Raw genomic sequence first — 26,287 nt, forward strand, 5'->3', positions numbered from 1 at the left:
CCGCAGGCGAGGAGCGCATCTAAAGCCCCGCCGGGCGCAGCGCGGCAAACCCAAATTCACAGCTTCTTTACAAAATTATCTATGATTCTACATAACTACAATTTATATTATAGATAATTCATAGCTAAATAAGAGACGGGAGGCGAACGGCGCAATGGAACCTGCGGAGTTTAAAAACCAGGTCTGGGCGCTCATGCGGGACATCACCGACCGGATGAACGGCGTGTTCCATCCGATCATCGACCGCTACGGGCTGACGATCATGCAGATGCGGGTTCTTTTTGAAATCCGCCGGGAGGACGGATGCACGGTCAGCGGGCTGAGCCGGAGGGTGTGCGCGGCGGGGACCAACGTCTCCGCGCTCTGCAAGCGGCTCGAACGCGAGGGCCTGCTTGAACGCTCCCGCGACCCGCGGGACGAGCGGGTGGTGCACATCACGCTGACCGGGGAGGGCCGCCGGACGGTCGACGAGGTCGACGCGCTTGTCACCCGCGCCTTCCCGCTGCTGAACGAGGAGGACGCCGAGGTGATCCTCGACGGCATGCAGAGGCTCAGCCTCCTGCTCCAGAAGCGCGATTCCATTCAAGAGAACCCCTGACCGGAAAGGATGATTCATATGCAGGAACAACCGAAAATCCCGAAAAAACCGCTGTTATATTATGTCGTCATGGTCATGCTGGTCATGATGCTGCTCAACATCTTCGTCTTCCCGCTGCTGCTGCAGCCGCGGGTCACCGAGGTTGATTACGGCACCTTCATGAGCGACGTGGAGGCGGGTAAGGTCACCGAGGCAAATCTCGATAACGGGTACGTCTACTATGCGATCCCCAATGAGAAAAATCCCAAGCAGGCGGATCTCTACATGACCGGACAGATGCCGAACGACACCGGGCTGGTTGACCGCCTCTATGAGAAGGGGGTCAAATTCTCCAACATCGTGCCGGAAAAGGCCTCTCCCCTGATGAGCTTTCTGCTCACCTGGATCCTGCCGCTGGCCATTTTCGCGCTGATCGGGCAGTTCTTCATGCGCTCGATGCAGAAGCGGATGGGCGGCGGAGGCAACGCGATGACCTTCGGCAAGTCCAACGCCAAAATCTATGTGCAGGCCCAGACGGGCAAGACCTTTAAGGACGTGGCGGGCGAGGACGAGGCCAAGGAGGCCCTCACCGAGATCGTCGACTTCCTCCACAACCCCCGCAAATACGCGGAGATCGGCGCAAACCTGCCCAAGGGCGCGCTGCTTGTAGGCCCTCCCGGAACGGGCAAGACGCTGCTCGCTAAGGCGGTCGCCGGCGAGGCGGACGTCCCCTTCTTCTCGATCTCGGGTTCCGAGTTCGTCGAGATGTTCGTGGGCATGGGCGCGGCCAAGGTCCGCGACCTCTTTAAGCAGGCCAATGAAAAAGCCCCCTGCATCGTCTTCATCGACGAGATCGACACGATCGGCAAAAAGCGCGAAAGCGGCGTGATGGGCGGCAACGACGAGCGCGAGCAGACCCTCAACCAGCTGCTCACCGAGATGGACGGCTTCGACGGGCGCAAGGGCGTCGTCATCCTCGCCGCCACCAACCGCCCCGAATCGCTCGACCCGGCGCTGCTGCGCCCCGGCCGCTTCGACCGGCGCATCCCCGTCGAGCTGCCCGACCTCGCGGGCCGCGAGGCGATCCTGCGGGTCCACGCACAGGACGTGCGGACCGAGTCGGACATCGACTGGGGCGTGATCGCCCGCGCGACCGCGGGCGCCTCGGGCGCGGAGCTTGCCAACATCGTCAACGAAGCCGCGCTGCGCGCCGTCAAATATGGCCGCACCCTCGTGAACCAGAGCGACCTTGAGGAATCGGTCGAGGTGGTCATCGCGGGCTACCAGCGCAAAAACGCGGTCATCTCCCCGCGCGAGCGGGAGATCGTCGCCTACCATGAGATCGGGCACGCGCTCGTCGCCGCCAGGCAGACCGACTCCGCGCCGGTCCACAAGATCACCATCGTGCCGCGCACCTCGGGCGCGCTCGGCTACACGATGCAGGTGGACGAGAGCGAACGGGTGCTCATGTCCCGGGAGGAGGCCTTAAACAAGATCGCCACCCTCACGGGCGGGCGCGCGGCGGAGGAGGTCGTCTTCCAGTCGGTCACGAGCGGCGCCTCCAACGACATCGAGCAGGCCACCAGGCTCGCCCGCTCAATGGTCACCCGCTACGGCATGAGCGACGCCTTCGGCATGGTCGCGCTCGAGACGGTCCAGAACCCCTATCTCGGCGGCGACGCGTCGCTCGAGTGTTCCGCCGAGACGGCCGCCCGCGTCGACCAGGAGGTCATGGGCATCATCCGGGAGGCGCACGACAAGGCCGTCAAAATTCTCCGCGACAACGAGCCCAAGCTCCACGAGCTGGCAAAATACCTGCTCGAAAAGGAGACGATTACCGGCGAGGAATTCATGCGGATTCTAAACGCGTGACCCCCGCCCGACTGTGAGGAACCAGACCGATGCGATGGATTTCCAACCTGATCCCGACCCTCGTCTACACAGTGCCCGCCGTGCTCATCGCGATCTCGCTGCACGAGTTCGCGCACGGCTGGGCGTCGTGGAAGCTGGGCGACCCCACCCCCCGGGCGACCGGGAGGCTCTCCCTCAACCCGCTGCGCCACCTCGACCCGATCGGCACCCTCTGCCTGCTGGTCTTCCACTTCGGCTGGGCAAAGCCGGTGATGGTCGACCCGCGCTACTATAAAAACCGCAAAAGGGGCATGGTGCTCACCGCGCTGGCCGGTCCGGGCATGAATTTTCTGATCTCTCTCGTCTGCACGCTCGGCATGGGGCTCATCCTCAGGCTCACGGGCGGCTATGTGGGAGCGGTCGTGCGCTACATCTACTACCTGCTCTTCTACACCTCCGCGATCAGCACCGGCCTGGGGCTCTTCAACCTCATCCCGGTGCCGCCGCTCGACGGCTCCAAGGTGCTCGGCGCGGTGCTGCCCGAGGACAAATACTTCGGCTACATGCGCTACGAGCGGTACGGCGCGCTCATCATGATGGTGCTGCTCTTCACCGGCGTCCTCGACCGGCCGCTCGCCTTTTTGAGCGACGGCCTGAGCGATTTCTTCTGGCTGATCACGGAGGCGGTCTTCCGCCTCTGAAAAGCTTCGCCGGCCTTCTCGCACCGAGCCGCAGCGAGGCGTGTCGGAGGCCAACCGCCCAAAGGGCGGCTCTTAGGCCGTAGATAAGGCCGCGGGTGAGAAAATGCCCGGCGTTCCGAATGGAACGCCGGGCATTTTCGAGGGCGGAGCCCTTCGCGTCTTTTCCCGGGAAGCGCGGCGCGGGGCGCTGCCCCGCGGCCCCGCCGCCTTTTAAAAAAGGTGTCGCGAAGCAACAGCCCGAATGGGGTCACCATTTGCCCGCAGGGCAAGTGGCGGCGAAAATTTCAAATCCCGAAACCCTTCAGTGGTTGGCGCGGCGGTAGATCTCGTAGGCGTCGGGCGCGTCAAGCACCCGGAAGGTGCCCACCTTGCGGGTCCCGCCGTACATGCAGTTGACCGCGAGCCGGTGCAGCACTTCGTCCGGCTGCGTCCCGATGCCGAGCTCGCCAAAGCAGGTCGGCATCCCGAGCGAGCGGAAATAGTCCACCGTCGCGTCGATGCCCGCGCGCGCCGCCGTCCGCTCGTCGGCGTTTTCAATGCCCCAGACGTTTTTCGCGTAGCGCGCGAACCGCGCCGGGTTCGTCTCCCAGCAGTAGTCCGCCCACGAGCCCCACACCGTTGAAAGGCTCGCGCCGTGCGCCACATCGAACATCGCGGACAGCTCGTGCCCGAGCTGGTGGGGCGCGAAATCCTTGACGCCGCCCAGCCCCGTCAGGTCGTTGTGGGAGAGGCTCCCCGCCCACATGAGCTCGCTCATCGCGTCGTAGTCGTGCGGGTCCCGGACCGCCGCGCGGCCCTTTTCGATCGCCACCTGCAGCACCGATTCGGCGATCTGGTCGGTCAACTCGTTGCCCAGGATCGGGCAGAAATACCGGTCGAGGGTGTGCATCATGATATCCACCACGCCGCACGCCACCTGGTAGACGGGCAGCGTGAAGGTGATCTCCGGATTCATCACCGCAAAGCGGGGCCGCACCAGATCGCTGCCGAGCCCGCGCTTCTCCCCCGTCTCCTCGTCGGTCAGCACCGACGAGCTGCTCGTTTCGCTGCCCGCCGCGGAAATCGTCAGCACGACCCCCACCGGCGCGCAGCCCACGGGGACCGCCTCCCGCGTCCAGAACTTCCAGATGTCCACGCCGGGATTGCCCAGCCCCAGCGCGACCGCCTTGGCCGTGTCGATGACGCTTCCGCCGCCCGCAGCGAGCACGAAATCCGCCCCGAACGCCCGCGCCCGTTCCAGCGCCTCGCGCGCAAAGGCGAGCCGCGGATTGGGCTTGACCCCGCCGAGCGCCTCATGGGCGAGCCCCGCCGCCGCGAGGCTGCCGGTCACCCGGCCGATCAGCCCGCTTTTGACCGCGCTGCCGCCCCCGTAGAGCACCAGCACCCGGCTGCCGCCCAGCTCCTTTACAAGGGAGCCCACCTGCGTCTCCGTCTCTTTCCCGAACACCACGCGCGTCGGGGAGTAGTAGGAAAAGCTCTGCATTGCCAAACCTCCTCAATCAGATATGCCGTCCCTGTCATTGTAGCCGCGTGAAAACGGGATGTCAAGCGGGCCGCGGGGGCGCCAAAGGCGCCGGAAGCGGCCCGGGCGGCGGCGGGGCCGCGCGGCGCGCCCCGTTCGCGGCCGGTTTCCCGAAAGCAAAAAGGCGGGCGCGCGGCACGCAGGCGCCGCCGCCCACCCCGGATCAGCCGCGCCGCCAGGTGGTCGGCATCAGCAGCGCGAGGATCGGGAAAATTTCCAGCCTTCCGATCAGCATGTTGGCGGTGAGCACCAGCTTGCTGAAATCGGAGAAGGCGGAGTAGTTGCCCATCGGACCGACCAGCCCCAGCCCCGGCCCGATGTTGTTCAGGCAGGCGAAGACGGCGGTCACGTTGGTTTCAAAGGAAAAGTTGTCGAACGACACGAGCAGGGCGGAAACCGCGACGATGATGCAGTAGACCGCCATATAGGCGTTGACCCCGTAGAGGGTGCCCTCGTCGAGGATCGAGCCGTCCATCCGCGCGAGCTTGACCGAGCGGGGGTGCAGCATCTTCCACACCTCGTTGCGCACCGACTTGAAGAGGATGATGAGGCGCGCGGTCTTGATGCCGCCGCCCGTCGACCCGGCGCAGGCGCCCAGCACCATGAGCAGCACGAGCAGCGAGCGGGAAAACTCCGGCCAGAGGTTGAAATCCGCCGTGGCAAAGCCGGTGGTCGTCATGATCGACGACACCTGGAAGGCCGCGTGGTGGAGCGCCTCCCGCACGGACGGGTAGAGGTGGGAGATGTTGACCGTCACAAGCGCGATCGACCCGAGCATGATGCCGAGGTAGACCCGCAGCTCCTCATTAAAGAACGCCTTGGCGAACTCCCGGATGAGCAGGAGGTAAAAGATGTTGAAGTTGATGCCGAAGACCGCCATAAAGACGGTGACGACCGTCTGCAGGTAGAAGCTGTATCCCGCCATGCTGTCGTTCTTGACCGCGAAGCCGCCCGTGCCGGCGGTGCCGAACGCGGTGGTCACCGCGTCGAAGAGGGGCATGCCCCCCGCGAGCAGCAGGATAATCTGGAGCAGGGTAAGCGCGACATAGATGCCGTAGAGGATCTTCGCCGTCTGGTGCATCTTGGGCACCAGCTTGCCCACCTGCGGGCCGGGGCTCTCGGCGCGCAGCAGATGCAGCGACGCGCCCGAGCCGCGCGTCATCGGCACGATCGCCAGCAGGAAGACGAGCACGCCCATGCCGCCCAGCCAGTGGGTGAAGCTGCGCCAGTAGAGCAGCCCCATCGCCATCGATTCCACCTCGGTCAGGATGCTCGCGCCCGTGGTGGTGAAGCCCGACACCGTCTCGAAGACGGCGTCGACATAGCTTGGGATGCCCCCGCCGAAAAAGAAGGGCAGCGCCCCGAAGAGGGAGACGACCACCCACACGAGGCCCACCGTGACGAACCCCTCCCGCGCGCCGAACGAGCGGTTTTCGGGGCGCTTCCACGACCAGGGCACGCCCACGAGGAGCAGGGCGCCCATCGCGATCAAAAAGCCGGCCGCCGCGGCGTGTTCCCCCTGGTAGAGCGAGATCGCGAGCGCGGGCGCCATGAAGACCGCCTCGAGCCGCAGAATCCGCCCGATGAAATATGCAATAATCCGGTAATTCATTCCGCCATTTCCTCCCGCGCCGCCGTTTACTGCACCGCCGCCAGCCGCTCGGGCGCGTCGGCGAAGATGTCGTTGAGGTCGACGATCATCCGGTCGGCGGTCGTCACGACGATCAGCGTATCCCCCGGCTCGATCGTATCGTCGCCCTTGGGGATGATGATGCGGCCTTTCCGGTTGATGCAGGCGATGAGGATGTCCGGCTTGAGGGTGATCTGCTGGAGGGTCTCCCCGAGGTGCCGGGTCGAGGGGCTTGCGAGGAATTCCAGCGCCTCCACCCGCTCATCCACGATGCGGTGGAGCGCCAGCACCGAGCCGGTGGTGTTCTGCATCGCGCGCACATAGCGCACAATGTCGTTGGCGCAGAGCAGCTTCGGGCTGATTACGCTGTCGATCCCCTTGTCACGGATGACCTCGGTATATTCGGTGCGGTTGATCTTGGTGACCACCTTGGGGACGTGCAGGTAGTTGGCGAACATCGAGATGAGCAGGTTCTCCTCGTCGATGTTGGTGAGCGTCACGACCGCGTCGGTCTGCTCAATCCCCTCGGCGCGCAGCACCGCCTGGCTCGAGCCGTCCGCGTGGACGATCTGGGCGCGGGGCAGCAGCTCGGCGAGCTGGTTGCAGCGGTCCTCCGACGTCTCGATGATCTTGACGCCGATGCCCGCCTCCTCCAGTTCCCGCGCGAGGTAGTAGGCGATCCGGCTGCCCCCCACGAGGATGGCGTTGCGCACCTTGATCTTCTCCAGTCCAAGGTGCTTGATGAGCGCCGTCAAATCCTGGGTGGGCGCCGTGACATAGAGCTTGTCCCCCCGCTGGAGCCGGAAGGAGCCGTCGGGGATGTAGACGCGGTCCTCCCGTTCCACGGCGCAGACGAGCACTTTGACCTTCGCGATCTTATACAGCTCGTTCAGCCGCTTGCCGCTGAGGATGCTCCCCTCCCGCAGCACGATCTCGACGATCTCCGCGCGCCCCTTCGCGAAGGAATCGCGTTTCAAAAAGGTCGGGAACTGCAACAGGCGGAAGATCTCCTTTGCGGAGGCGCGCTCGGGGTTGATCATCATGCTCAGCCCCAGCTCCTCCCGCAGGAAAAAGAGCTGCTCAACATATTCCGGGTTGCGCATCCGCGCGATCGTGTGCTTGCAGCCGAGCTTGCGCGCGATGATGCAGCAGAGCAGGTTCAGCTCGTCCCCCGACGCCGCCGCGATCAGCAGGTCGCTGTTCTGCACGTCCGCCGCCTTCTGCACCCGCAGGCTCGCGCCGTTGCCGTGCACCGCCATGACGTCGAAGATCTCCGCCGACTCGCGCAGCACCTGGCGGTTGTTGTCGATCACCACGATGTCATGCCCTTCCTTGGACAGGCGTTCCGTCAGCGTGCATCCGACTTTTCCGTCGCCTACTATGACAATCTTCATCTTTCCGTTTCGCCCCTACGCAGAGATTCCCGCGGCCGTCACGGCCGCGGGCACCCCATCTTTATAGTATCTTTAGCTTTTCTTAACTTCGCTTTAATGCGATCTTAACACAAATGACAGCGTTCGGCAAGTTTTGCGCGGCTTTTTCCGGTGAAAATTTGCGCCCTGCCAATAAGTGGGTCGCAGGGGCGGTTTCCCCTCCGGAAAACCGCCCCTGCGGATGTTCCTTTTTCTCTTGTAAAAAGGAACCGAAAAATACGCCTGAAGGAAAAAAGCGTTCCGCGCTTTGCGAAGCGCGGCGGGGGGCGCTTTTGAAAAAGCGCCCCCCGGCCCCGAAAACTTTTGTTTTATCAGACACGGCCGCAGCAAAGCGCCGCGACAGGCTTCCTTCCAAAAAAAGCCGTTACTTCAACAACCCGCTGCTCTTTATCGCCTCGATCGCCCGGCGCATCTCGGGCTCGTCCTGGACGAGCGCGATGCGCAGATACCCGCGGCCGGAGGGGCCGAAGGCGCTGCCGGGGGTCATGAGCACGCCGGTTTTGGCGAGCAGCTCCTGGGCGAACGCCTGGTCGTCGGTCCGGCCCCCGGGGAGCTTGGCCCAGACGAACATCGTGGCGCGGGACCGCTCGACCGGCCAGCCGATCGCGGTGAGGCCGTCGCAGAGGATGTCGCGCCGGTCCTGGTAGGCGCGGCGGGTCGCGGCGACGCACGACTGGTCGCCGGTGACCGCGGCGATGGCGGCCTTCTGGACGGGCAGGAACATACCGTAATCCATGTTCGACTTGAGGGTGGAGAGCATCGACACGACCTCGCGGTTGCCGATGCAGAAGCCGACCCGCGCGCCCGCCAGCCCGTAGGTCTTGGAGAGGGAGTTGAACTCGACGCCGACCTCCTTCGCGCCCGGAAAGCGCAAAAAGCTGCCGCAGCTCTCGCCGTCGAAGACGAGCTCGCTGTAGGCGTTGTCGTGCAGCACGATGATGCCGTATTTCCGCGCGAACGCGATCAGGTCGAGATAGAAGCTGTCGGGCGCGATGGCGGTGGTGGGGTTGTTCGGATAGGAGACGACCATCAGCTTAGCCGCGCGGGCGACCTCCTCGGGGATCTCCGCAAGGTCGATGATGTAGCCGTTCTCCCGCCGCTGGGGCATGTACCAGAGCTTCGCGCCCGCGATGAGCGGCCCGCCGCCGAAGACGGGATAACAGGGATCGGGCACGAGCACCGTCTCCCCCTCGTCCACGACCGAAAGCGCGATGTGCGCGAGCCCCTCCTGCGAGCCGAGCAGCGAGACAACCTCACGGCGCGGGTCGACCTCCACGCCGTACCGCCGCCGGTACCACGCCGCCACCGCGTCCTGGAGCTCAGCGGTGTCGCTGATCGCGTAGACATAGTTGCCCCTGTCCTGCGCGGCGGAGACCAGCGCGTCGATAACGTGCTGCGCGGGCGGGATGTTGGGGGTGCCCACGCTCAGGTCCACCACATGCCTGCCCTGCGCGAGCTGCTCCTTCTTCATGCCCAGCAGCACCGAAAAGATGCCCTCGCCGAAACGGTCCATGCGTTTTGCAAATTCCACGTCTCTTTTCCCCTTTTCACGTCCGTATACAGCCTTCATTTTAACATATTCTGGCCGATTTGCAACCCTCAGGACGCCGCCTCCCCGGCGATGACGCCGAGCGTCGCGCCGGGATAGTAGTGCGCGAGGATTTCGTCGAAGGTGGCGCCCTGCCGCGCCAGATAGTCGGCGCCGTACTGGGAGAGCCCCACCCCGTGTCCGTAGCCCCGCACGGTAAAGGTGAAGGACGCGCCGTCGCAGGCGACCGTGAAGTCGGAGGAGCGCAGGCCGAGCAGGCTTCGGAGCTCCTTTCCGTGGATGGCCCGGTCCCCCGCCGTCATGCCGGTGACATAGCCCCCCTCCGAACGTTCGGTCACCTTGAGCCACCCGGCCGGGTCCTCCCCGAGCGAGATGTCCGGCCAGGCGTTTTGCAGCTTTTCCGCCACCTCCTGCACCGGGAACCGTTCGGTCGTCTCATAGTCGGGCGCGAGGGTGTCCCCAAAGCTCTCGACCGGCACGAGGTAGGGCTCGCTGCCCGTCCATACGTTGGAGGCGTCCTCGGTGGTGCCGCTGCTCATCGAGTGGTAGGCCGCCACGATCGGTTCCCCCTCCCAGGTGAGCAGGTAGGGGCACGCCTCGTCCGCCGCGCCGCAGATCGCCTTCCAGTAGGCGTCCGCCAGATCGCCGTACCGCTCGCGGAAGAGCTTTTCGGTCGTGTAACTCTTCCAGCCCTGCGGGTCGGCGGAGAAGTCCGCCCCCTTGAGCGACTCGTCGGGCGCGGCGCGGTTCTGCTCCCGCAGGCGCAGCGCGTAGGTGTGCGCCGCCACCGCCTGCGCCTTGAGCGCCTCGGGGTGGAAGGTCGGCGGCATCTCGGCCGCGAGCGCCCCGCGCACATAGTCCCGCGCGCTCACCTCGAACACCTTCCCCGTCCGATCGTCCAGGATCCGGAAGCCGTCGTCCGCCACCGTCACCGCGGGGGTTGTCCCGGAGGACGCCGCGGGCGCGGACGGGTCCTTTTCGGGCGCGGCCTGTCCCGTCCCGGCGGGCGCGGACGCCTGCGGCACGGATGCATCTTCCCGGGGAGAATACTGCACCATGTCCACATTTCCCACAAGCGCCAAAAGGGGGATCAGAAACATCAAAAGGGCGAATACCAGCCCTGCCGCCACCCTGAACCGCATTGCACTTCCTCCTGTTTATGCAAGATTTCTATTTGGAAATTTCATTTTTGCCGCTTTTCGGCGGAAACGTCTATTGACTTTCACACGTTACCGGAATACAATATGAGATAACGCCCACCGGGCATCTGTGTGGAAAGAGGAAAGGAGCGCTCCCGTTATGTACGGCAAAACGCCTGCTGCACCCAATGAGCAGCTCAATCAGGATATTCAATTACTATGCGGCGAGTACGCGCGGTATAACGGTTTCGACGAGGAACTGTGCAACAAATTCGGCGTCAAGCGCGGCCTGCGCAACGCGGACGGCACCGGCGTGGTCGCCGGGATCACGCAGGTCTGCAACGTCCACGGCTACCTGCTCAGCGAGGGGGAAAAGCTGCCGATCGACGGCGAGCTCACCTACCGCGGCTACAGCATCACCGACCTGATCGCGGGCGCGCAGGCCGAAAACCGCTACAGCTGCGAGGAGACCGCCTGGCTGCTGCTGCTCGGCTTCCTGCCCACCGGCGCGCAGCTCAACCGTTTTTCGGAGATCCTCGCGGACAACCGCGAGCTGCCCGAAAACTTCACCGAGGACATGATCATGAAGGTCGCGAGCCCCAACATCATGAACATGCTCGCGCGCTCGGTGCTCGCGCTCTACACCTACGACCCCCGGCCGGACGACTACTCGATCGAAAACGTCATGCGCCAGTCGATCGAGCTGATCGCGCGGATGCCGTCGATCATGGCGGCGGCCTACCAGGTGAAGAAGAGGGTGTACGACGGCCGCTCGATGTATTTGCATAATCCCAACCCCGAGTTTTCCACCGCGCAGAACATCCTGCGGATGCTGCGCTCGGACAAGCAGTTCACCGAGGAGGAGGCCCACCTGCTCGACCTCTGCCTCACGCTGCACAGCGAACACGGCGGCGGCAACTGCTCCACCTTCGCGGTGCGGGTGCTCACCTCCGCGCAGACCGACACCTACTCGGCCATCGCGGCGGGCATCGGCGCGCTCAAGGGCCCCCGCCACGGCGGCGCGAACCACAAGGTGATCGAGCAGCTCGAATACCTCAAGGCGAACGTCTACGACTGGGACGACGACAACGAGATCCGCGAATACCTGCGCAAGGCCGTCGCCGGGGAGGCGGGCGACCGCTCGGGGCTCATCTACGGGATGGGGCACGCGGTCTACACGAAAAGCGACCCGCGCGCCCGGGTGCTCAAGCAGAACGCGATGAAGCTGGCCAAGGGCACCGATTACGAGGGCGAGTTCCGCCTGCTCGACGCGGTCGAGCGGCTGGCGCCCGACGTGCTGCGGGAAAAGTGGGGCAGCGACCGGATCACCTGCGCCAACGTCGACCTCTATTCGGGGCTTGTCTACCGGATGCTGCGCATCCCCGACGAGCTGCACACCCCCCTCTTCGCAATCGCGCGCACGGCGGGCTGGTGCGCCCACCGGCTGGAGGAGCTCTCGACCGGCAAAAAGATCATCCGCCCCGCCTACAAGTCGATCGTCGGCGCGCATTCCTACGTCCCCCTCGCGCAGCGCGGCTGAACCAGCCGTCAAATTTTCCGGAGCTGAGGCATCCGGTCGATTTTAAGGAGGCAAGGATCATGAACGAAGCAAAACTGGAAAAGCAGAAGCAGAATCTGGTGGAATTGGGCGTCATGGACCCGTCGGACACCCTGGTCGACTATTTGCAGGCGAGCTACGTGGAGCGGCTGGTCGGAAAGATGGGCCCCTGGAAACAGGGGTGGGCCTACTTTACGGAGGAGCGGCTGATCGTTTTGACCGGGCTTCTGGCCGACAACATCGTCGTCCCCTACCGGAACATCCGGGAGCTCGGGAAATGCTCCCAACTCCTCGTCCCGATCGGCATCACGATCACCTACGAGGAGATGGAGACCGGCAAGCTCGTCACCGACAAGATCTCCATGATGAAGCGCGACAAGTGGATCGACTTTATGGCGCAAAAGGCCGGCATCTGATTTTCATCCGGATGGGTCTCATCCGCTCCCCCGGCGCGGCGGCCCATCCAAAATGAGGGAAACACAATACCGCTTGACCGGGACCCGGTCAGGCGGTATAATTATTTAGATATCCATTTTCTGAAAATCAATTCCGGGGGCGCTCGCGCCCCCGTTTCACGGAGGCCGCCATGACGAAAAACCGTCCGCTCTTCTTTTCCCTCGCGGGCTGCGCCGCAGTCTGCCTGATCCTGCGCGTCGTGCTCAAGCTCACCGCGGTCGACCCCGCCACCGGCTTTTACGAGGGCGGCGGCGCGCTGCCCCTCGTTTTCAACATCCTGCTGGGCGTTTCGGTCCTTCTGCTGCTGGCGGCCGGGTACCTCTCCGGGCGGAGGATGCGCGGCGCGTCCGTCACCTTCACCATCCCGCTCCGGGCGCTTTCCATCGCGGCGGGGGCCGCGCTCTTCTGCTGGACGCTGCTGCGGCTGAAGGAGCTTCCCGAAGTCTTTTCCGCCGATTATCCGCTCATGCCCAAGCTGCTCCTCTGCCTCTTCACCCTTCTCTTCCGGCTGGCCCTGCCCTGGATCAGCGCCTTTCTTTTCTTCCGGGTCGCGGGCGCCGGGCCCTTCACGATCCCCTGCGAATTCCGCGCTTTTACGGCCGAACCCGACCCCCGGCTTCCGCAAAACGGCTTCGACCTCGAGGGCGGGCTGCACACCCTGCGGATGAACGGCTGGCTGATGCTGCTGCCGCTCGTGTGGGAGATCGGCGAGCTGCTCAGCTCCTTTATGGCCTACACCGCGCTGCGCAACGTCTCCGACCAGATGCTCACGATCGTCATGCTGATCCTGATGGCCCCCTTCCTGCTCGCGCACGCGCGCATCCTGTCGGGCGTCGGCGCCGAAAAGGGCGTGCGCCAGCTCCTCTTCTTCGGGCCCGCCTTCGCCCTCTTCGCGATCGCCGTGCCGGGCGGCATGATCGCGGCCGCGCTCGCCGGGAAGACCGTCGCGCTCGGGCTTTCCCCCGCGGCCGCCGTCTTCTACTTCCTCTCGGGGCTCTACGCGGCGGCCCTCTGCCTCTCCCTCAGGCGCTCCGGCCGGTGATCTGCTCACGCCAAAAAAGCCCCGTTCCGCTTTCGCGGAACGGGGCTTTTCTCATCTCTTTGATTACGCGGCGGGCTGGGCGGCCGAATCGGCCTGCACCTGCTGGCCGTACTCGGGGAGCAGCTCGGAGGGCAGGTCGCGGATCGCCGTGAGCTGATAGTGGTCCTTGACCTTTTTCAGCTCGTAGATCATGTATTTGTCCGCCTCCGGCTTGCCGTCCTTGTCGGCGGTGGCCTGGGTCCAGGCGGTCGTCGGCTGGAGGTAGCCCACCGTCAGCGTGTAGACGTCCCCCTTCTTGACCACCCGCTCGACGCTCGGCGTGTACATGCCCACCTGTCCGGTGACCGGCACGTAGTAGGTCCTGGTCTCCTCGTCGTAGACGTAGTTGTCGACGTAGTTGATCGTAAAGGTCTGGTGCTCCAGCTTCACGTCGGGGCCGTAGAGCCGGGCGCACGCCACGTCCACGTCGGACGCGGGCACCATGACGCGCTCGAGCGGGTCCTCCTGGTAGCTGGCGCGCTTCTCCCCGAGCATCGCGCTCCACAGCGACGACTGCAGCAGGAAGAGAGGGTTCACGTCGGAGGGTGACTCGAAAGGCAGCGGGTCGAACATCAGCACCGGCGTGATGATCTGCTCGAACTTCTGTTTTTCGCGGGTGTTGTCGAGCAGGCTCTGGGTGAAGCGCACGCAGAAGATGCCCACCGCGACGAGCCCCACCGCCGCCAGGAAGAGGAAGATCCCCCCGACCGGCGCGGCATATTTATTTTTCCGGTAGTGAAGCCCTTCGGCGGGGTCCCGCCGCGGGGCCTGATTCGTTTTCTCCATGCCAGTGTCCTTTCCGCGGTCCGTCAGCGGGTCTGGCCGCTGCCGGTCACGATGTATTTGCAGGAGCAGAGCTCATTGAGGCCCATCGGCCCGCGCGCGTGCAGCTTCTGGGTGGAGATGCCGATCTCCGCGCCGAAGCCGAACTCCCCGCCGTCGGTAAAGCGGGTGGACGCGTTGATGTAGACGGCCGCCGCGTCGATGCGCGAGGTGAACTCCTGCGCGTGCGAATAAGTTTCGGTGAGGATCGCCTCCGAATGCCCGGTGGTGTACCGCTGGATGTGTTCGATCGCCTCGTCGAGGCTGTCGACCACCCGCAACGCGAGGATATAGTCGTCAAACTCGGTGTCGTAGTCCTCCTCGGCGGCGGGGACGACGCCGGGGATGAGGGCGGCCGTGCGCGCGCAGCCGCGCAGCTCGACATGGTGGACGTCGAGCGCCTCCTTGAGCCTCGGCAAAAACGCCGCCGCGATCTCCCGGTGCACGAGCACCGTCTCCACCGCGTTGCAGACGGACGGGCGGGAGGTCTTGGCGTTGTCGCAGACGCGCACCGCCATCTCCAAATCGGCCGAGTCGTCCACATAGATGTGGCAGTTGCCCGCGCCCGTCTCGATGACGGGGACGCTCGCGCCCTTGACGACCGCCTGGATGAGCCCCTTGCCGCCGCGCGGGATGAGCGCGTCGAGGTAGCCGTCGAGGGTCATCAGGTCGCCCGCGGAGGCGCGGGAGGTGTCGGTGACGAGCTGGATGCCGTCGCGCGGGAGCCCCGCGCCCTCGAGCGCGCCGCACATGATCTCGGCGAACGCGGTGTTCGACCGGATGGCCTCCTTGCCGCCCCGCAGGATGCAGGCGTTGGCCGATTTGAGGCAGAGGCAGGCCGCGTCGACGGTGACGTTGGGGCGCGCCTCGTAGATCATGCCGACCACGCCGAGCGGCACCCGCACCTTTTCGATCTTGAGCCCGTTGGGGCGGCTGCCGCCGCCGATGATCTGCCCGACCGGGTCGGGCAGCTTCACGAGGTCGCGCACCGCCTCCGCGATGTCCGAAATGCGCGCCGGAGTCAGCCGCAGGCGGTCCTGCGTCGACGCGATCATGCCGTTTTCCTTTGCCGCCGCGAGGTCCTTTTCATTCTCGGCCAGCACCGCCGCCGCGTTCACCTCGAGCGCCGCGGCGATCGCGGTAAGGGCCGCGTTCCGCTGCCCCGTGGTCGTGCACGCGAGCACGCGAGACGCCGCGCGGGCGCGTTTTCCGGTTTCGGTCAGGCTGTTCATCTGCGCCGCCTCCTTTTGATGGGGGTGTCTATTTCGCCGCGGGGAAGTAGGTTCCGATCTCCGCGTTTTCAAACAGGTCGTAGAGCTTTTTCGGCTGCGCGCCGTTCATGATGACCATGTCGATGCCCGCCGCCGTCGCGAGTCCGGCGGCGTGGAGCTTGGTGATCATGCCGCCGGTGCCGCGCGCGCTGCCCGCGCCCGCGGCGCACGCCTCGATCTCGGGCGTGATCTCGTCCACCTCGTGCAGCAGCTTCGCGCCGGGGTTTTCGCGCGGGTCGCCGTCGTAGAGGCCGTCGATGTCGCTCAAAATAACCAGCAGGTCCGCGCCCGCCAGCTCCGCCACCGTCGCCGAGAGGGTGTCGTTGTCGCCGAAGGTGGCTGCGTGCTCGATCTCCTCCGTGCAAACCGTGTCGTTCTCGTTGACGATCGGGATCGTGCCCAGGCCGAGCAGCCGCTCGAACGTGTTCTGGACGTTGCGCTTGCGCATCGGGTCGTCGACCACGTCGCGGGTCAGCAGGACCTGCGACGTGACGTGGTTATATTCGGAAAAGTGCTTGTCGTAGATGTACATCAGCTCGCACTGCCCGATGGCGGCCACCGCCTGCTTGCCGGGCATGTCGGCGGGCTTTTCATGCAGCCCGAGCTTGCCGACCCCCACGGCCATGGCGCCGGAGGAGACGAGCACGACCTGCCGGCCGCTGTTCTCGATGTCGGCGAGCACCTTCACGAGCTGCTCCACCCGCCGGATGTTGAGAAGCCCGCTCTCGTGGGTGAGGGTGGACGATCCGACCTTCACCACGACCCGCCTGGCCTTTGAAAAATCCCTCATATTCATCTGCTCCCCGTCCCGCGAAGCGGGAACGAAATTATTCGTCTTTCTTTTTGTCCGCCCGCCGCCCCTCGCCGGGGCCGGGCTCCTCCTCGAGGGTCGGGATCCGCTCGACGCGCAGCGAAAGGATCCGCTGCTCCTCCACCTCGGACACGGTGACCACCAGGTCGCGGTAGCCGTACTGCTCGCCCGCCTCGGGGATGTGGCCGAGCATCTCCATCGCCCAGCCGCCCGCGGTATTGTAATCGCTCTCAAAGCTCCGGTCGTCCTCGCCGAGCTCCTCGAGCATCTCAAAGACGTTCATGTCGCCGCTTACGATATAGGTGCCGCGGCCGACCTGCACGAAGTCGTCCCGCACCTCGTCCGACTCGTCCCAGATGTCGCCGACGAGCTGTTCGAGCACGTCCTCCATCGTGACGATACCCATCGTGCCGCCGTAATCGTCGGTGACGACCGCCAGGTGCAGCTTTTTCGCCTTGAACTCGGCGAGCAGGGTGGAGATCCGCATCGTCTTGTGCACGAAGACGCAGTCGGTCACGAGGTGGGAAAGGCGGGTGTCGGTCTTCTGCACGACCGCCTTGAGCAGGTCGCGCACCTGCAAAACGCCGATGATGTTGTCGACGGTGCCCCGGTAGACGGGGATGCGGGAGAAGTGCGCGCCGAGCACCACCTCGAGCGCCTCGTCGAGCGGGTCCTCGACGTCGATCGTGACGAGGTCGACGCGCGGGGTCAGGATCTCCTGCACGGTGATCTCGTCAAAGTCGAGGGCCGACTGCACGAGATCGCTCTCCTGCTCCTCGAGCACGCCCTCCTGCTCGATCGATTCGACGATGTATTTGAGCTCCTCCTCGGTAACGGAGGGCTGCGCCTCCGCGCCCTTCAAAAGGCGCAGGGCAAGCTCCTTGATCTTGACGAAGAAGAAGACCACGGGGGTCAGCAGCTTGATGAAGAACTGGAGCAGGCCGCCCGTCTTCATGGCGATCGACTCGCTGTTCTCCTTCGCCAGCGTTTTCGGCAGGATTTCTCCAAAGATCAGTACCAGGATGGTCATCACCGTTGTGGCGATCGCCGCGCCCGAGGCGCCGAAGACCGCCGTCGCGATCACCGTGGCAATCGACGCGCTCGCCATGTTGACGACGTTGTTGCCCACCAGGATGGTCGAGAGCAGGCGGTCGAAGTCGTCCACGACCGCGAGCGCCCGTTTCGCTTTTTTGTTTCCGCCGTCCGCGTAGTTCTTCATGCGGATCTTGTTGAGGGACGAATAGGCCGTCTCACTCGCGGAGAAAAAGGCGGAGAAGCAAAGCAGTACCACCAAAACCAGGTATAATATGCCGCTTGTACTGTCCAAGAAAAAACCAACCTCCATATTGTCGTTAGAATTTTGTACGGGTGTACAGATGCTATCATAGCAAATATCCCGCCCGATAACAATTGATTATAGCATATATTCACCGAAAATTCAATTTTTCCAGGGGGCCTTTTGCAAAAGGCCCCCTGGAAGCCCCGCCCGGGGAACTTTTGATTCAGGCCGGCCGCGCCCCCCCGCCGCGCACGCGCCCCGTGAGACAAACGTTTTCGCCCGCCCGCTCAAAGTTTTCGCCCGCCTTTTTCAAAAGGCGGCGGGGTCAAGGGGCGGAGCCCCTTGCCGCGCTTCGCAAAGCGCGGCAGCTTATCCTGAGAAGCGCTTTTTTTGGTTCTTTTTTTCAAGAAAAAAAAGAACGGGCCCGCCGGAAGGCGGGCCCGTGAAACTGGTCTTTTACTGCTGCTTGGCGGCGTTCTTTTTGGCCTCCATGGCGATGAGCGCGTCGCGGCGGGAGAGGTTGATGCGGCCCTGCTGGTCGATCTCGGTGACCTTGACGATGACCTCGTCGCCGGGGGCGACGACGTCCTCGACCTTCTCGACGCGGCCCATATCGAGCTTGGAGATGTGCACGAGGCCCTCCTTGCCGGGGGCGAGCTCGACGAAGGCGCCGAAGTTCATCAGGCGGGTGACCTTGCCCTTGTAGATCGCGCCGACCTCGGGGTCGTTGACGATCGTCTCGATGATCGAGACGGCGCGGCGGATGCCGTCCGCGTCGACCGACGAGACCACGACGGTGCCGTCGTCGTCGATGTCGATCTTGACGCCGCAGTCGGCGGAGATCTTCTGGATGACCTTGCCGCCCGAACCGATGACCTCGCGGATCTTGTCGGGGTTGATGTGGATGCTCTTCACCTTGGGCGCGTACTTGGAGAGCTCCTCGCGCGGCGCGGGGATGGCCGGCAGCATGATGTCGTTCAGGATATACATGCGCGCCTGGTAGGTCTTCTCGAACGCCTCTTTGATCATGTCGTAGTTAAGGCCCTTGATCTTGAGGTCCATCTGGATGGCGGTGATGCCCTTTTCGGTGCCGCCGACCTTGAAGTCCATGTCGCCGAAGAAGTCCTCGAGCCCCTGGATGTCGACCATCGTCATCCAGCGGTCGCCCTCGGTGATCAGTCCGCAGGAGATGCCCGCGACGGGGCGCTTGATCGGCACGCCCGCGTCCATCAGCGCCAGCGTGGAGCCGCAGATGGAGCCCTGCGAGGTGGAGCCGTTGGAGGAGAGCACCTCGGAGACGAGGCGGATGGTGTAGGGGAACTCCTCAAGCGACGGAATCATCGGCTCGAGGGCGCGCTCGGCGAGCGCGCCGTGACCGATCTCGCGGCGGCCGGGGCCGCGGCTGGGCTTGGTTTCGCCCGTCGAATAGGAGGGGAAGTTGTAGTGGTGGATGTAGCGCTTCTGGTCCTGGTCGTCGATGCCGTCGAGCTTCTGGGCCTCGCTGACGGTGCCGAGCGTGCAGATGGTCAGCACCTGGGTCTGGCCGCGGGTGAACATGCCGGAGCCGTGGACGCGGGGCAGCAGGCCGACCTCGGCGGCCAGCGGGCGGATCTCGTCCATCTTGCGGCCGTCGACGCGCTTCTGCTCGTCGAGCAGCCAGCGGCGGACGACGAATTTCTGGAGCTGGTAGAACGCCTCGTCGATCTGGGCGGCGTTGGACTTCTCCTCGTCGTCGAACTGCGCGTGGACGCGCTCCTCGACGGGGGCGAGGCGCTCGTCGCGCACGCTCTTGTCGTCGGTGTCGAGCGCGGCGCGCACGTCCTCGATGGCGAACTCCTTGACCGCCTCGAAGAGGTCGGCGGGGACCTTGACCGACTCGAAGGCGAACTTCGGCTTGCCGATCTCGGCCTGAATCTCCTTGATCTTGCGGACCATCTTCTTGATCTCGGTGTGGCCCTGGATGATCGCGTCGAGCATGACGTCGTTGGCGACCTCGTTGGCGCCCGCCTCGATCATGCAGATGACGTCCTCGTCCGCCGCCACGGTCAGGTGCAGGTCGCTCTTCGCGCGCTGCTCGGCGGTCGGGCAGACGACGATCTCGCCGTCGACAAGCCCGACGTTGACGCCGGCGATCGGTCCGTTCCAGGGGATATCGGAGATGGTCAGCGCGAGCGAAACGCCGCACATGCCGGCGATCTCGGGCGGGCAGTCGGCGTCGACCGACATGACGGTCATGACGACCGAGCAGTCGTTGCGCATGTCCTTGGGGAAGAGCGGGCGGATGGGGCGGTCGACGAGGCGGGAGTTGAGGATCGCCTTGTCGGAGGGGCGCGCCTCGCGCTTGATGAAGGAGCCGGGGATCTTGCCGACCGAATAGAGCTTCTCCTCGAAGTCGACCGACAGCGGGAAAAAGTCGATGCCCTCGCGGGGCTTCTTGGAGGCGGTGACGTTGCAGAGCACGACCGTCTCGCCCCAGCGCACGAGGATCGACGCGTTGGACAGGCAGCACATCTTGCCCGTTTCAAAGGTCATTTTCTTGCCGCCGTATTCGATTTCGTATACCTTGTAGTTTTCAAACATTGCAGTTCCTCCGTAATCAAAATATTTTATCTCACGGAGCTGCGTACTTTTTAGCAAGTATTTCAGCGTTCGAGGGGAATTCGAGCGCTCAAGTAACTGCTAAAAGGACGCCCACAGCTCCGTAAAATTCTTCTGGATGATGCATCGAAAGGCAGGCGGACGCTCCGCCTGCCTTTCGTTTATGGCTTACTTGCGCAGGCCCAGCTTGGCAATCAGCGCGCGGTAGCGGTTGATGTCCTTTTTGGCCAGATAGTTGAGCAGGTTTCTCCGCTGGCCGATCATCTTGAAGAGGCCGCGGCGGGAATGATGGTCCTTCTTGTGGGTCTTGAGGTGCTCGGTGAGGTCGGCGATCCTCTTGGTGAGGATGGCAACCTGGACTTCCGGCGAACCGGTGTCGCCCTCATGGGTGGCGTTCTGGAGAATGACTTCCTGTTTTTCTTCCTTGCGGATCATGTTGGGAATCACCTTTCATGTTAAATTTGCCTTGATCTCAGGGACAGGCGGGTGACATCCCGTTCGGCTCTTCGCCCGGGCGTAAAACCCTGTCTCCGTGAAAAAGGTCATATCAATTGTTTATTGTAGCATAGTGTTGACCGAATGTAAAGGGATCATGCCCCTTTATTTTCCGTTTTTTTCGGCAATGTACCGTTCCGCGACGGGCAGGGAGGCCGCCGCGTCCGCCTGAATCTGGCGTTTGAGCTCCCCGACCGACGGGAACTTCCGCTCCCCCCGCAGAAACCGCAGCAGCCGCACCTCGACCGCCTGCCCGTAGAGGTCGCCCGAAAAGCCGATGATGTAGGTCTCCGAGTTGACGGCGGACGCGTTCTCCACTGTCGGGCGCAGCCCGATGTTGGTGACCGCCGGGCGCAGGACCCCGTCCACCCGCGCCGCCGCCGCGTAGACCCCGTGGCGCAGCCGCACAAAATCGGCGGGGAACCGCTGGTTGATCGTCGGGGAGTCGATCGTGCGGCCGAGCCGCTTGCCGTGCACGACGGTGAAGTCGTAACCGAACGCCCGCCCGAGCAGCTCGCCGGCGGTTTCGACCTCCCCCTCGCCGAGCAGCCGGCGGATGCGGGTGCTGCTCACCCGCTCGCCCCCCCACAGCACGGCCGGGACGACGTCCACCTCGACGCCGCGCGCCGCGCAGAGGGTTTTCAGCATCGGCACGTCCCCCGCGGCGTCCCGCCCGAACCGGAAGTCGTCGCCGCAGCAGACGACCGCCGCGCCGAGCCGCCGCACGAGCACCTCGTCGACGAATTCCTCGGGCGGCATGGCGGAAAAATCGGTGAAGTCGGGGGAGAGCAGCAGCCGCACCCCCCATTTCTCGAGCATGTGGAACTTTTTCGTCTCGGTGATGATCTCGCAGTTGTCGCATTTGCGGGCGGGGTGCCCGCTGTGGATCGTAAAGGTGAAGACGCCGGGGGTGAGCCCCGCCTCCCCGGCCCGTTCGACGGCGCGGCCGATCACCGCGGCGTGCCCGATGTGCAGCCCGTCGAAAAAGCCGCAGGCGACGGCCGACCGGCCGGCCGGGGCCGCCTCGGCGATCGTATGAAAGACCCGCAAGGGCTACACCTCCAGCGTAAATAGTTTAACCATCCGGAATTCCCCGTTTTTCACCTCCGCCGTCCCGAGGAAGGTCTCCTCCCCCAGATAGACCGCGAAGGGGCCCTCCCCCCCGGGGCGGGCGACGCGCGCCGGGTCGAGGCGCACGCCGTTTAAAAACATCTTCGCCTGCTTTTCACTGAGGCGCGCCCTGGGTAGCCCCGCGAAGGCCGCGCCCACCGGGAGCAGCGCTTCCGCAAACCGGCCCTCCCGCGCGAGATCCCCGGCCTCCCCGATCGTGACGCAGTCGGCGAGCGTGAAGCCCGCCGCCATCGTGCGCCGCAGCCCGGTCATGACCGCGCCGCATCCGAGCGCCTCGCCGATATCGGCCACCAGCGTGCGGATGTAGGTCCCCTTGGAGCAGTGCACGTCGATCCGGCAGGTGTGGGACGCCCCGTCCCACGAGACGAAGTCGAGCGAATGGATGGTGACGGGGCGGGCCTTGCGCTCCACCTCCACCCCCTGCCGCGCAAGCTCGTAAAGGCGTTTGCCCTCCACCCGCAGGGCGGAGTACATGGGCGGCACCTGCATGATCTCCCCCGTGAAACGCGCGGCGGCCTTTCGCACGTCCGCCCCTGAGACCCCCGAAGGGTCCCGCTCACAGAGCACCCTGCCCGTCGCGTCCTGCGTGTCGGTGGTCACGCCGAGCCGGAAATCCGCGAGGTAGCGCTTGTCCTGCCGGGGCAGGATGTCGCACGCCTTGGTCGCGCGGCCGAAAAAAAGCGGAAGCACGCCCGTCGCCATCGGATCGAGCGTCCCCGCGTGGCCGACGCGGCGGGTGCCCGCGATCCCGCGCAGCTTCGCCACCACGTCAAACGATGTAAAGCCTTCCGGCTTGTCTATGCAAAGGATCCCGTTTTGTTCCGCCATATGTCTTCCTGTCCCTTATCCTTCCCTCAAACGGGGGTGAGTTCGGTCCGGAGCTCCTCCACCAGGCGGGCCTTGACCTCCTCGAGCGTCCCCTCGAGGGTGCAGCCCGCCGCGCGGGCATGTCCGCCTCCGCCCAGGCGGGCGCAGGCCGCGGACGAGTTCACATGCTCGCTGCTGCGCATCGAGACGCGCCAGCGGCGCTCCTCCTTCTGCTGGAGCATCACCGCGACGTCCACCCCTTCGATCTGCCGCGGGACGGCCGCGATGCCCTCCATGTCCTCCTCGGGCACGCCCGTCTCCACGATCGCCCGCCGGGTCATGACGGTGATCACCATGCGGTGGTCGTAGTGGTATTCCAGCGTGTCCATGACCCGGCGCTCGAGCTCCATGCGCGCGACCGACTTGGTCTCGAACATCATCTTGTTGATGCGGTAGCTGTCGATGCCGATGCGCATCATCTCGGCCGCGAGGATGTGGGTGCGGGCGGTCGTGTTGGAGTAGCGGAAGCACCCCGTGTCGGTCGCCAGCCCCGTGTAGATGCACACCGCCATGCGGTAGTCGATCCCCACGCCGAGCTCCTGGATGATGCAGTAGATCGATTCCACCGTGGCGGCGGCGCCGGTGTCGAGCAGCAGGTTTTCCGCGTAGCGGGTGTTGGAGGGGTGGTGGTCGACGCAGAGGCCGATCCTCCCCTCATACCGCGGGCGCAGGTCCCCCAGAAGCTGCACGTCCGCGATGTCCACCGCGACCACCAGCTCGGGGGCAAACGCCGGCTGGTCCTCCCCGGTGAAGCCGGGGTACATGAAGCAGTAGCGCGGCGGGAACCCGTCCGGGCATTCGATCCGCGCGGTCTTGCCGAGCGCGCGCAGCGCGCCGAGCAGCGCGAAGCCGCTGCCCAGCGTGTCGCCGTCCGGCTTCTGGTGGCAGAGGATCACGATATGGTCCGCCCCGCGGATGATCGCGGCCGCGCCCGCGGCGTCCACCGGTCTGCTGGTTCCCAATTGCGTCACCTCACTTCTGAAGGTCGTTTAACATCCTGGCGATATCCGCGCTGTGGGCGATCGAATCGTCCGCCACAAAGCTGAACTCGGGGAGCCTGCGCAGCTTGAGCCGGCTGTTCAGCTCGTGCTTGATGAAGCCGGCCGCGCTTGTGAGCCCCTTGACGGCGCTTTTGGCCGCCTCGAGGCCGTCCATCGAGCTGATGTAGACCTTGCAGGAGCTCAGATCCTTCGCAAGGTCGAGCTTTACGATCGACAGCAGCCCCGTGATGCGCGGGTCCTTGAGGGAGCGCATGATGTCGCTCAGCTCCCGTTTGACGTCCTCTTCCGTTCTGGAAGCCCTGTAAGAGCCCATGACGAGCCCTCCTTCCGGTCACTTTCGCGGGGAAGCCCCGCGCTGTTAGGATTCGCGATATTCCTCGATTTCATACGCCTCGAAGATGTCGCCCTCCTTGATGTCGTTGAACTTGTTGAGCCCGGTGCCGCACTCGTAGCCCTTCGCGACCTCCTTGACGTCGTCCTTGAAGCGCTTGAGGGAGGCCAATTTATCGTCGGCGATGATGATGCCGTCGCGCACGACGCGGATCTCCGCGTTGCGGGTGATCTTGCCCTCGAGCACGTAGCAGCCCGCGACGGTGCCCACGCCGGTGATCTTGTAGACCTGGCGGACCTCGGCGCGGCCGAGCTCGACCTCGCGGGTCTTGGGCGTCAGCATGCCCTTGATGGCCGTCTCGACGTCGTTGATGGCGTCGTAGATGATGCGGTAGAACCGCAGCTCGACGCCGTCGCGCTCGGCGTTCTCCTTGGCGACGGGGTCGGGACGGACGTTGAAGCCGACGATGATCGCGTTGGACGCGTCGGCGAGCATGACGTCGCTCTCGCTGACCGCGCCGACCGCGCCGTGGATGACCTTGACGCGCACCTCTTCGTTCGAGAGCTTTTCAAGCGACTGCTTGACGGCCTCGACCGAGCCCTGCACATCGGCCTTGACAATGATGGGCAGCTCCTTGACGTCGCCCTGGGAGATGTGGCTGAAGAGGTTGTCGAGGGTGACCTTCTCGTAGGCGCTGAACTGCGCCTCCTTCTGCTCGTGCTTGCGCTGCTCGACGAGCTCCTTGGCGAGGCGCTCGTCCTCGACGGCGTTGAGCACGTCGCCCGCCTCCGGCACGTCGTCCAGGCCGGTGATCTCCACCGGCGTCGAGGGGCCGGCCTCCTCCACCCGCTCTCCGCGGTCGTTGAGCATGACGCGCACGCGCCCGAAGGTGCTGCCCGCGATGACTGCGTCGCCCGCATGCAGCGTGCCCGTCTGGACGAGGATCGTCGCGACGGGGCCGCGGCCCTTGTCGAGCTTCGCCTCGATGACGGTGCCGCGCGCCATGCGGTCGGGGTTGGCCTTGAGTTCGCTCGTGTCCGCGACGAGCTGGATCATCTCGAGCAGGTCGGGGATGCCATCGCCGCTCTTGGCCGAGACGGGCATGCAGGGCACGTCGCCGCCCCACGCCTCGGGCACCAGCTCGTATTCGGTCAGCTCCTGCATCACCTTGTCGGGGTTCGCGTGGGGCTTATCCATCTTGTTGATCGCCACGATGATCGAGACGCCCGCCGCCTTGGCGTGGTTGATCGCCTCGACCGTCTGGGGCATGATGCCGTCGTCCGCCGCGACCACGATGACCGCGATGTCGGTGACCTGCGCGCCGCGGGCGCGCATCGAGGTGAACGCCGCGTGTCCGGGGGTGTCGAGGAAGGTGACCGGGCGGTCGTTGACCATGACCTGGTAGGCGCCGATGTGCTGGGTGATGCCGCCGGCCTCCCCCTCGGTCACGTTGGTGTTGCGGATCGCGTCGAGCAGGGAGGTCTTGCCGTGGTCGACGTGGCCCATGACCACGACGATGGGCGGGCGCTCGACGAGAGTGGAGTCGTCGTCCTCGTTCTCCACCTGGAAGAGGCGGTCCTCGATCGTGACGACGACCTCCTTCTCGACCTTCGCGCCGATCTCCATGGCGACCATGGCGGCGGTGTCGTAGTCGATCGTGTCGCTGATCGACGCCATCACGCCGAGCGTCATGAGCCGCTTGATGACCTCGGAGGCGGTCAGGTGCAGCCGCGCGGCCAGCTCGCCCACCGTCATCTCCTCGGGCAGGGCGACCTCGAGGTTCTTGCGGCGCTGGCGCTCCAGCTCCAGGCGGCGCATCTTGGCGTCCTCCCGCTCCTTGCGGGACATGACCGGCTTGCCGCGGCGGCGCTCGGCGCTGCGCTGGGTCAGCTTCTGCTTCTGCGCGGTCATATTCTGGTTGCCCACCTTCTGCTGGGCGAGGGTGTCGTATTTCTCGTTGTAGCGGTCGAGCTCCACCTGCGTGGCGCCCGCGCGCATATCCACCGTCGCGGAGCCGCGCTGGCGCGGCGGCTGGTTCCGGTTGGGCTGCTGCTGCGGCTGCGCCGCCGGGCGGGGCGGCTGCGGGCGGTTCTGCTGGCCGCCCTGGCCCTGCTGGGGCGCCGGGCGTCCCTGCTGCGGGCGGTTCTGGTTAAAGCCGCCCTGCTGGGGCCTGCCGTTCTGCTG

The 26,287-nt window shown here is 64.9% G+C and carries 23 protein-coding genes; 6 read left to right on the forward strand and 17 right to left on the reverse strand.

The window, feature by feature from the left end; all coding sequences use genetic code 11:
• The first annotated feature begins 154 nt into the window (after positions 1-154).
• Genes RCI06_RS10385 through RCI06_RS10395 form a run of 3 tightly spaced genes read left to right on the forward strand, consistent with a single transcriptional unit; the run spans position 155 to position 3,129 of the window.
• Complete coding sequence (locus RCI06_RS10385) at positions 155-598, forward strand: MarR family winged helix-turn-helix transcriptional regulator (RefSeq protein ID WP_101552699.1); 444 nt, start codon at positions 155-157, stop codon at positions 596-598.
• A gap of 18 nt (positions 599-616) precedes the next feature.
• Positions 617-2,449: an ATP-dependent zinc metalloprotease FtsH gene (gene ftsH, locus RCI06_RS10390; RefSeq protein ID WP_373690856.1), complete on the forward strand. Its 1,833-nt coding sequence runs from the start codon at positions 617-619 to the stop codon at positions 2,447-2,449.
• A gap of 29 nt (positions 2,450-2,478) precedes the next feature.
• On the forward strand, positions 2,479-3,129 hold the full coding sequence (locus RCI06_RS10395; protein WP_242970877.1) for a site-2 protease family protein: 651 nt from the start codon (positions 2,479-2,481) through the stop codon (positions 3,127-3,129).
• Positions 3,130-3,430: 301 nt separating this feature from the next.
• Here RCI06_RS10395 and RCI06_RS10400 read toward each other — a convergent pair whose 3' ends face one another.
• The 6 genes from RCI06_RS10400 to spoIID form a co-directional block, all read right to left on the reverse strand.
• A complete protein-coding gene (locus RCI06_RS10400; RefSeq protein WP_306576012.1) occupies positions 3,431-4,612 on the reverse strand; it encodes an iron-containing alcohol dehydrogenase in 1,182 nt (393 codons plus the stop codon).
• 202 nt (positions 4,613-4,814) lie between these two features.
• On the reverse strand, positions 4,815-6,263 hold the full coding sequence (locus RCI06_RS10405; protein ID WP_306576015.1) for a TrkH family potassium uptake protein: 1,449 nt from the start codon (positions 6,261-6,263) through the stop codon (positions 4,815-4,817).
• A 26-nt stretch (positions 6,264-6,289) separates the two neighbouring features.
• Positions 6,290-7,675 carry a Trk system potassium transporter TrkA gene (trkA, locus tag RCI06_RS10410; protein ID WP_101552707.1) on the reverse strand — a complete coding sequence of 462 codons (1,386 nt, stop codon included), beginning with the start codon at positions 7,673-7,675 and terminating at the stop codon, positions 6,290-6,292.
• Between the two features lie 82 nt (positions 7,676-7,757).
• Positions 7,758-8,069 (reverse strand): hypothetical protein, encoded by a 312-nt coding sequence (locus tag RCI06_RS10415; protein ID WP_306576017.1) that lies wholly within the window; start codon positions 8,067-8,069, stop codon positions 7,758-7,760.
• Between the two features lie 9 nt (positions 8,070-8,078).
• The gene (locus RCI06_RS10420; RefSeq protein WP_101552709.1) at positions 8,079-9,245 is read right to left on the reverse strand and encodes an aminotransferase class I/II-fold pyridoxal phosphate-dependent enzyme; all 1,167 of its coding nucleotides are present in this window, start codon (positions 9,243-9,245) and stop codon (positions 8,079-8,081) included.
• Between the two features lie 68 nt (positions 9,246-9,313).
• A complete protein-coding gene (gene spoIID / locus RCI06_RS10425) occupies positions 9,314-10,405 on the reverse strand; it encodes a stage II sporulation protein D (protein ID WP_306576020.1) in 1,092 nt (363 codons plus the stop codon).
• Positions 10,406-10,562: 157 nt separating this feature from the next.
• On the opposite strand from spoIID, the gene RCI06_RS10430 reads away from it, so the two are divergent.
• The 3 genes from RCI06_RS10430 (at position 10,563) to RCI06_RS10440 (ending at position 13,458) form a co-directional block, all read left to right on the forward strand.
• Positions 10,563-11,942, forward strand: a complete 1,380-nt coding sequence (locus RCI06_RS10430) for a citrate synthase (RefSeq protein WP_101552714.1) — start codon at positions 10,563-10,565, stop codon at positions 11,940-11,942.
• 59 nt (positions 11,943-12,001) lie between these two features.
• The gene (locus tag RCI06_RS10435; protein ID WP_101552716.1) at positions 12,002-12,376 is read left to right on the forward strand and encodes a hypothetical protein; all 375 of its coding nucleotides are present in this window, start codon (positions 12,002-12,004) and stop codon (positions 12,374-12,376) included.
• Between the two features lie 170 nt (positions 12,377-12,546).
• Positions 12,547-13,458 carry a hypothetical protein gene (locus RCI06_RS10440; RefSeq protein WP_276872455.1) on the forward strand — a complete coding sequence of 304 codons (912 nt, stop codon included), beginning with the start codon at positions 12,547-12,549 and terminating at the stop codon, positions 13,456-13,458.
• A gap of 63 nt (positions 13,459-13,521) precedes the next feature.
• On the opposite strand, the gene RCI06_RS10445 is transcribed toward RCI06_RS10440, so the two are convergent.
• From RCI06_RS10445 to infB, 11 genes are all read right to left on the reverse strand, one after another.
• Entirely contained in the window at positions 13,522-14,283 is a 762-nt protein-coding gene (locus RCI06_RS10445; RefSeq protein WP_101552720.1) for a hypothetical protein, read from the reverse strand.
• Between the two features lie 23 nt (positions 14,284-14,306).
• On the reverse strand, positions 14,307-15,551 hold the full coding sequence (locus RCI06_RS10450; protein WP_306576022.1) for a glutamate-5-semialdehyde dehydrogenase: 1,245 nt from the start codon (positions 15,549-15,551) through the stop codon (positions 14,307-14,309).
• Positions 15,552-15,579: 28 nt separating this feature from the next.
• Positions 15,580-16,380 carry a glutamate 5-kinase gene (gene proB / locus RCI06_RS10455; RefSeq protein WP_276872454.1) on the reverse strand — a complete coding sequence of 267 codons (801 nt, stop codon included), beginning with the start codon at positions 16,378-16,380 and terminating at the stop codon, positions 15,580-15,582.
• Positions 16,381-16,417: 37 nt separating this feature from the next.
• On the reverse strand, positions 16,418-17,728 hold the full coding sequence (locus tag RCI06_RS10460) for an HlyC/CorC family transporter (protein WP_276872453.1): 1,311 nt from the start codon (positions 17,726-17,728) through the stop codon (positions 16,418-16,420).
• Positions 17,729-18,136: 408 nt separating this feature from the next.
• The gene (locus RCI06_RS10465) at positions 18,137-20,260 is read right to left on the reverse strand and encodes a polyribonucleotide nucleotidyltransferase (protein WP_101552727.1); all 2,124 of its coding nucleotides are present in this window, start codon (positions 20,258-20,260) and stop codon (positions 18,137-18,139) included.
• A 186-nt stretch (positions 20,261-20,446) separates the two neighbouring features.
• A complete protein-coding gene (rpsO, locus tag RCI06_RS10470) occupies positions 20,447-20,713 on the reverse strand; it encodes a 30S ribosomal protein S15 (RefSeq protein ID WP_101552729.1) in 267 nt (88 codons plus the stop codon).
• A gap of 165 nt (positions 20,714-20,878) precedes the next feature.
• A complete protein-coding gene (ribF, locus tag RCI06_RS10475; RefSeq protein ID WP_101552731.1) occupies positions 20,879-21,823 on the reverse strand; it encodes a riboflavin biosynthesis protein RibF in 945 nt (314 codons plus the stop codon).
• Positions 21,824-21,826: 3 nt separating this feature from the next.
• Positions 21,827-22,732: a tRNA pseudouridine(55) synthase TruB gene (gene truB, locus RCI06_RS10480; protein ID WP_306576023.1), complete on the reverse strand. Its 906-nt coding sequence runs from the start codon at positions 22,730-22,732 to the stop codon at positions 21,827-21,829.
• A gap of 26 nt (positions 22,733-22,758) precedes the next feature.
• Positions 22,759-23,733 carry a bifunctional oligoribonuclease/PAP phosphatase NrnA gene (locus RCI06_RS10485; RefSeq protein ID WP_306576025.1) on the reverse strand — a complete coding sequence of 325 codons (975 nt, stop codon included), beginning with the start codon at positions 23,731-23,733 and terminating at the stop codon, positions 22,759-22,761.
• 10 nt (positions 23,734-23,743) lie between these two features.
• On the reverse strand, positions 23,744-24,085 hold the full coding sequence (gene rbfA / locus RCI06_RS10490) for a 30S ribosome-binding factor RbfA (protein ID WP_101552738.1): 342 nt from the start codon (positions 24,083-24,085) through the stop codon (positions 23,744-23,746).
• A 45-nt stretch (positions 24,086-24,130) separates the two neighbouring features.
• A partial coding sequence (gene infB, locus RCI06_RS10495) for a translation initiation factor IF-2 (protein WP_306576026.1) occupies positions 24,131-26,287 on the reverse strand: 2,157 nt, incomplete at its 5' end.

The sequence above is a fragment of the Anaerotruncus massiliensis (ex Togo et al. 2026) genome (assembly GCF_030825285.1).
Lineage (GTDB): Bacteria > Bacillota > Clostridia > Oscillospirales > Ruminococcaceae > Anaerotruncus > Anaerotruncus massiliensis.

Coding starts and splice junctions, on each gene's coding strand:
- RCI06_RS10400 (WP_306576012.1), bottom strand. CDS start 4,612: ATGCAGAGCTTTTCCTACTACTCCCCGACGCGCGTGGTGTTCGGGAAA.
- ftsH (WP_373690856.1), top strand. CDS start 617: ATGCAGGAACAACCGAAAATCCCGAAAAAACCGCTGTTATATTATGTC.
- spoIID (WP_306576020.1), bottom strand. CDS start 10,405: ATGCGGTTCAGGGTGGCGGCAGGGCTGGTATTCGCCCTTTTGATGTTT.
- RCI06_RS10435 (WP_101552716.1), top strand. CDS start 12,002: ATGAACGAAGCAAAACTGGAAAAGCAGAAGCAGAATCTGGTGGAATTG.
- rbfA (WP_101552738.1), bottom strand. CDS start 24,085: ATGGGCTCTTACAGGGCTTCCAGAACGGAAGAGGACGTCAAACGGGAG.
- RCI06_RS10395 (WP_242970877.1), top strand. CDS start 2,479: ATGCGATGGATTTCCAACCTGATCCCGACCCTCGTCTACACAGTGCCC.
- truB (WP_306576023.1), bottom strand. CDS start 22,732: ATGGCGGAACAAAACGGGATCCTTTGCATAGACAAGCCGGAAGGCTTT.
- RCI06_RS10450 (WP_306576022.1), bottom strand. CDS start 15,551: ATGAACAGCCTGACCGAAACCGGAAAACGCGCCCGCGCGGCGTCTCGC.
- RCI06_RS10405 (WP_306576015.1), bottom strand. CDS start 6,263: ATGAATTACCGGATTATTGCATATTTCATCGGGCGGATTCTGCGGCTC.
- trkA (WP_101552707.1), bottom strand. CDS start 7,675: ATGAAGATTGTCATAGTAGGCGACGGAAAAGTCGGATGCACGCTGACG.
- RCI06_RS10440 (WP_276872455.1), top strand. CDS start 12,547: ATGACGAAAAACCGTCCGCTCTTCTTTTCCCTCGCGGGCTGCGCCGCA.
- RCI06_RS10430 (WP_101552714.1), top strand. CDS start 10,563: ATGTACGGCAAAACGCCTGCTGCACCCAATGAGCAGCTCAATCAGGAT.
- RCI06_RS10445 (WP_101552720.1), bottom strand. CDS start 14,283: ATGGAGAAAACGAATCAGGCCCCGCGGCGGGACCCCGCCGAAGGGCTT.
- RCI06_RS10465 (WP_101552727.1), bottom strand. CDS start 20,260: ATGTTTGAAAACTACAAGGTATACGAAATCGAATACGGCGGCAAGAAA.
- proB (WP_276872454.1), bottom strand. CDS start 16,380: ATGAGGGATTTTTCAAAGGCCAGGCGGGTCGTGGTGAAGGTCGGATCG.
- RCI06_RS10385 (WP_101552699.1), top strand. CDS start 155: ATGGAACCTGCGGAGTTTAAAAACCAGGTCTGGGCGCTCATGCGGGAC.
- rpsO (WP_101552729.1), bottom strand. CDS start 20,713: ATGATCCGCAAGGAAGAAAAACAGGAAGTCATTCTCCAGAACGCCACC.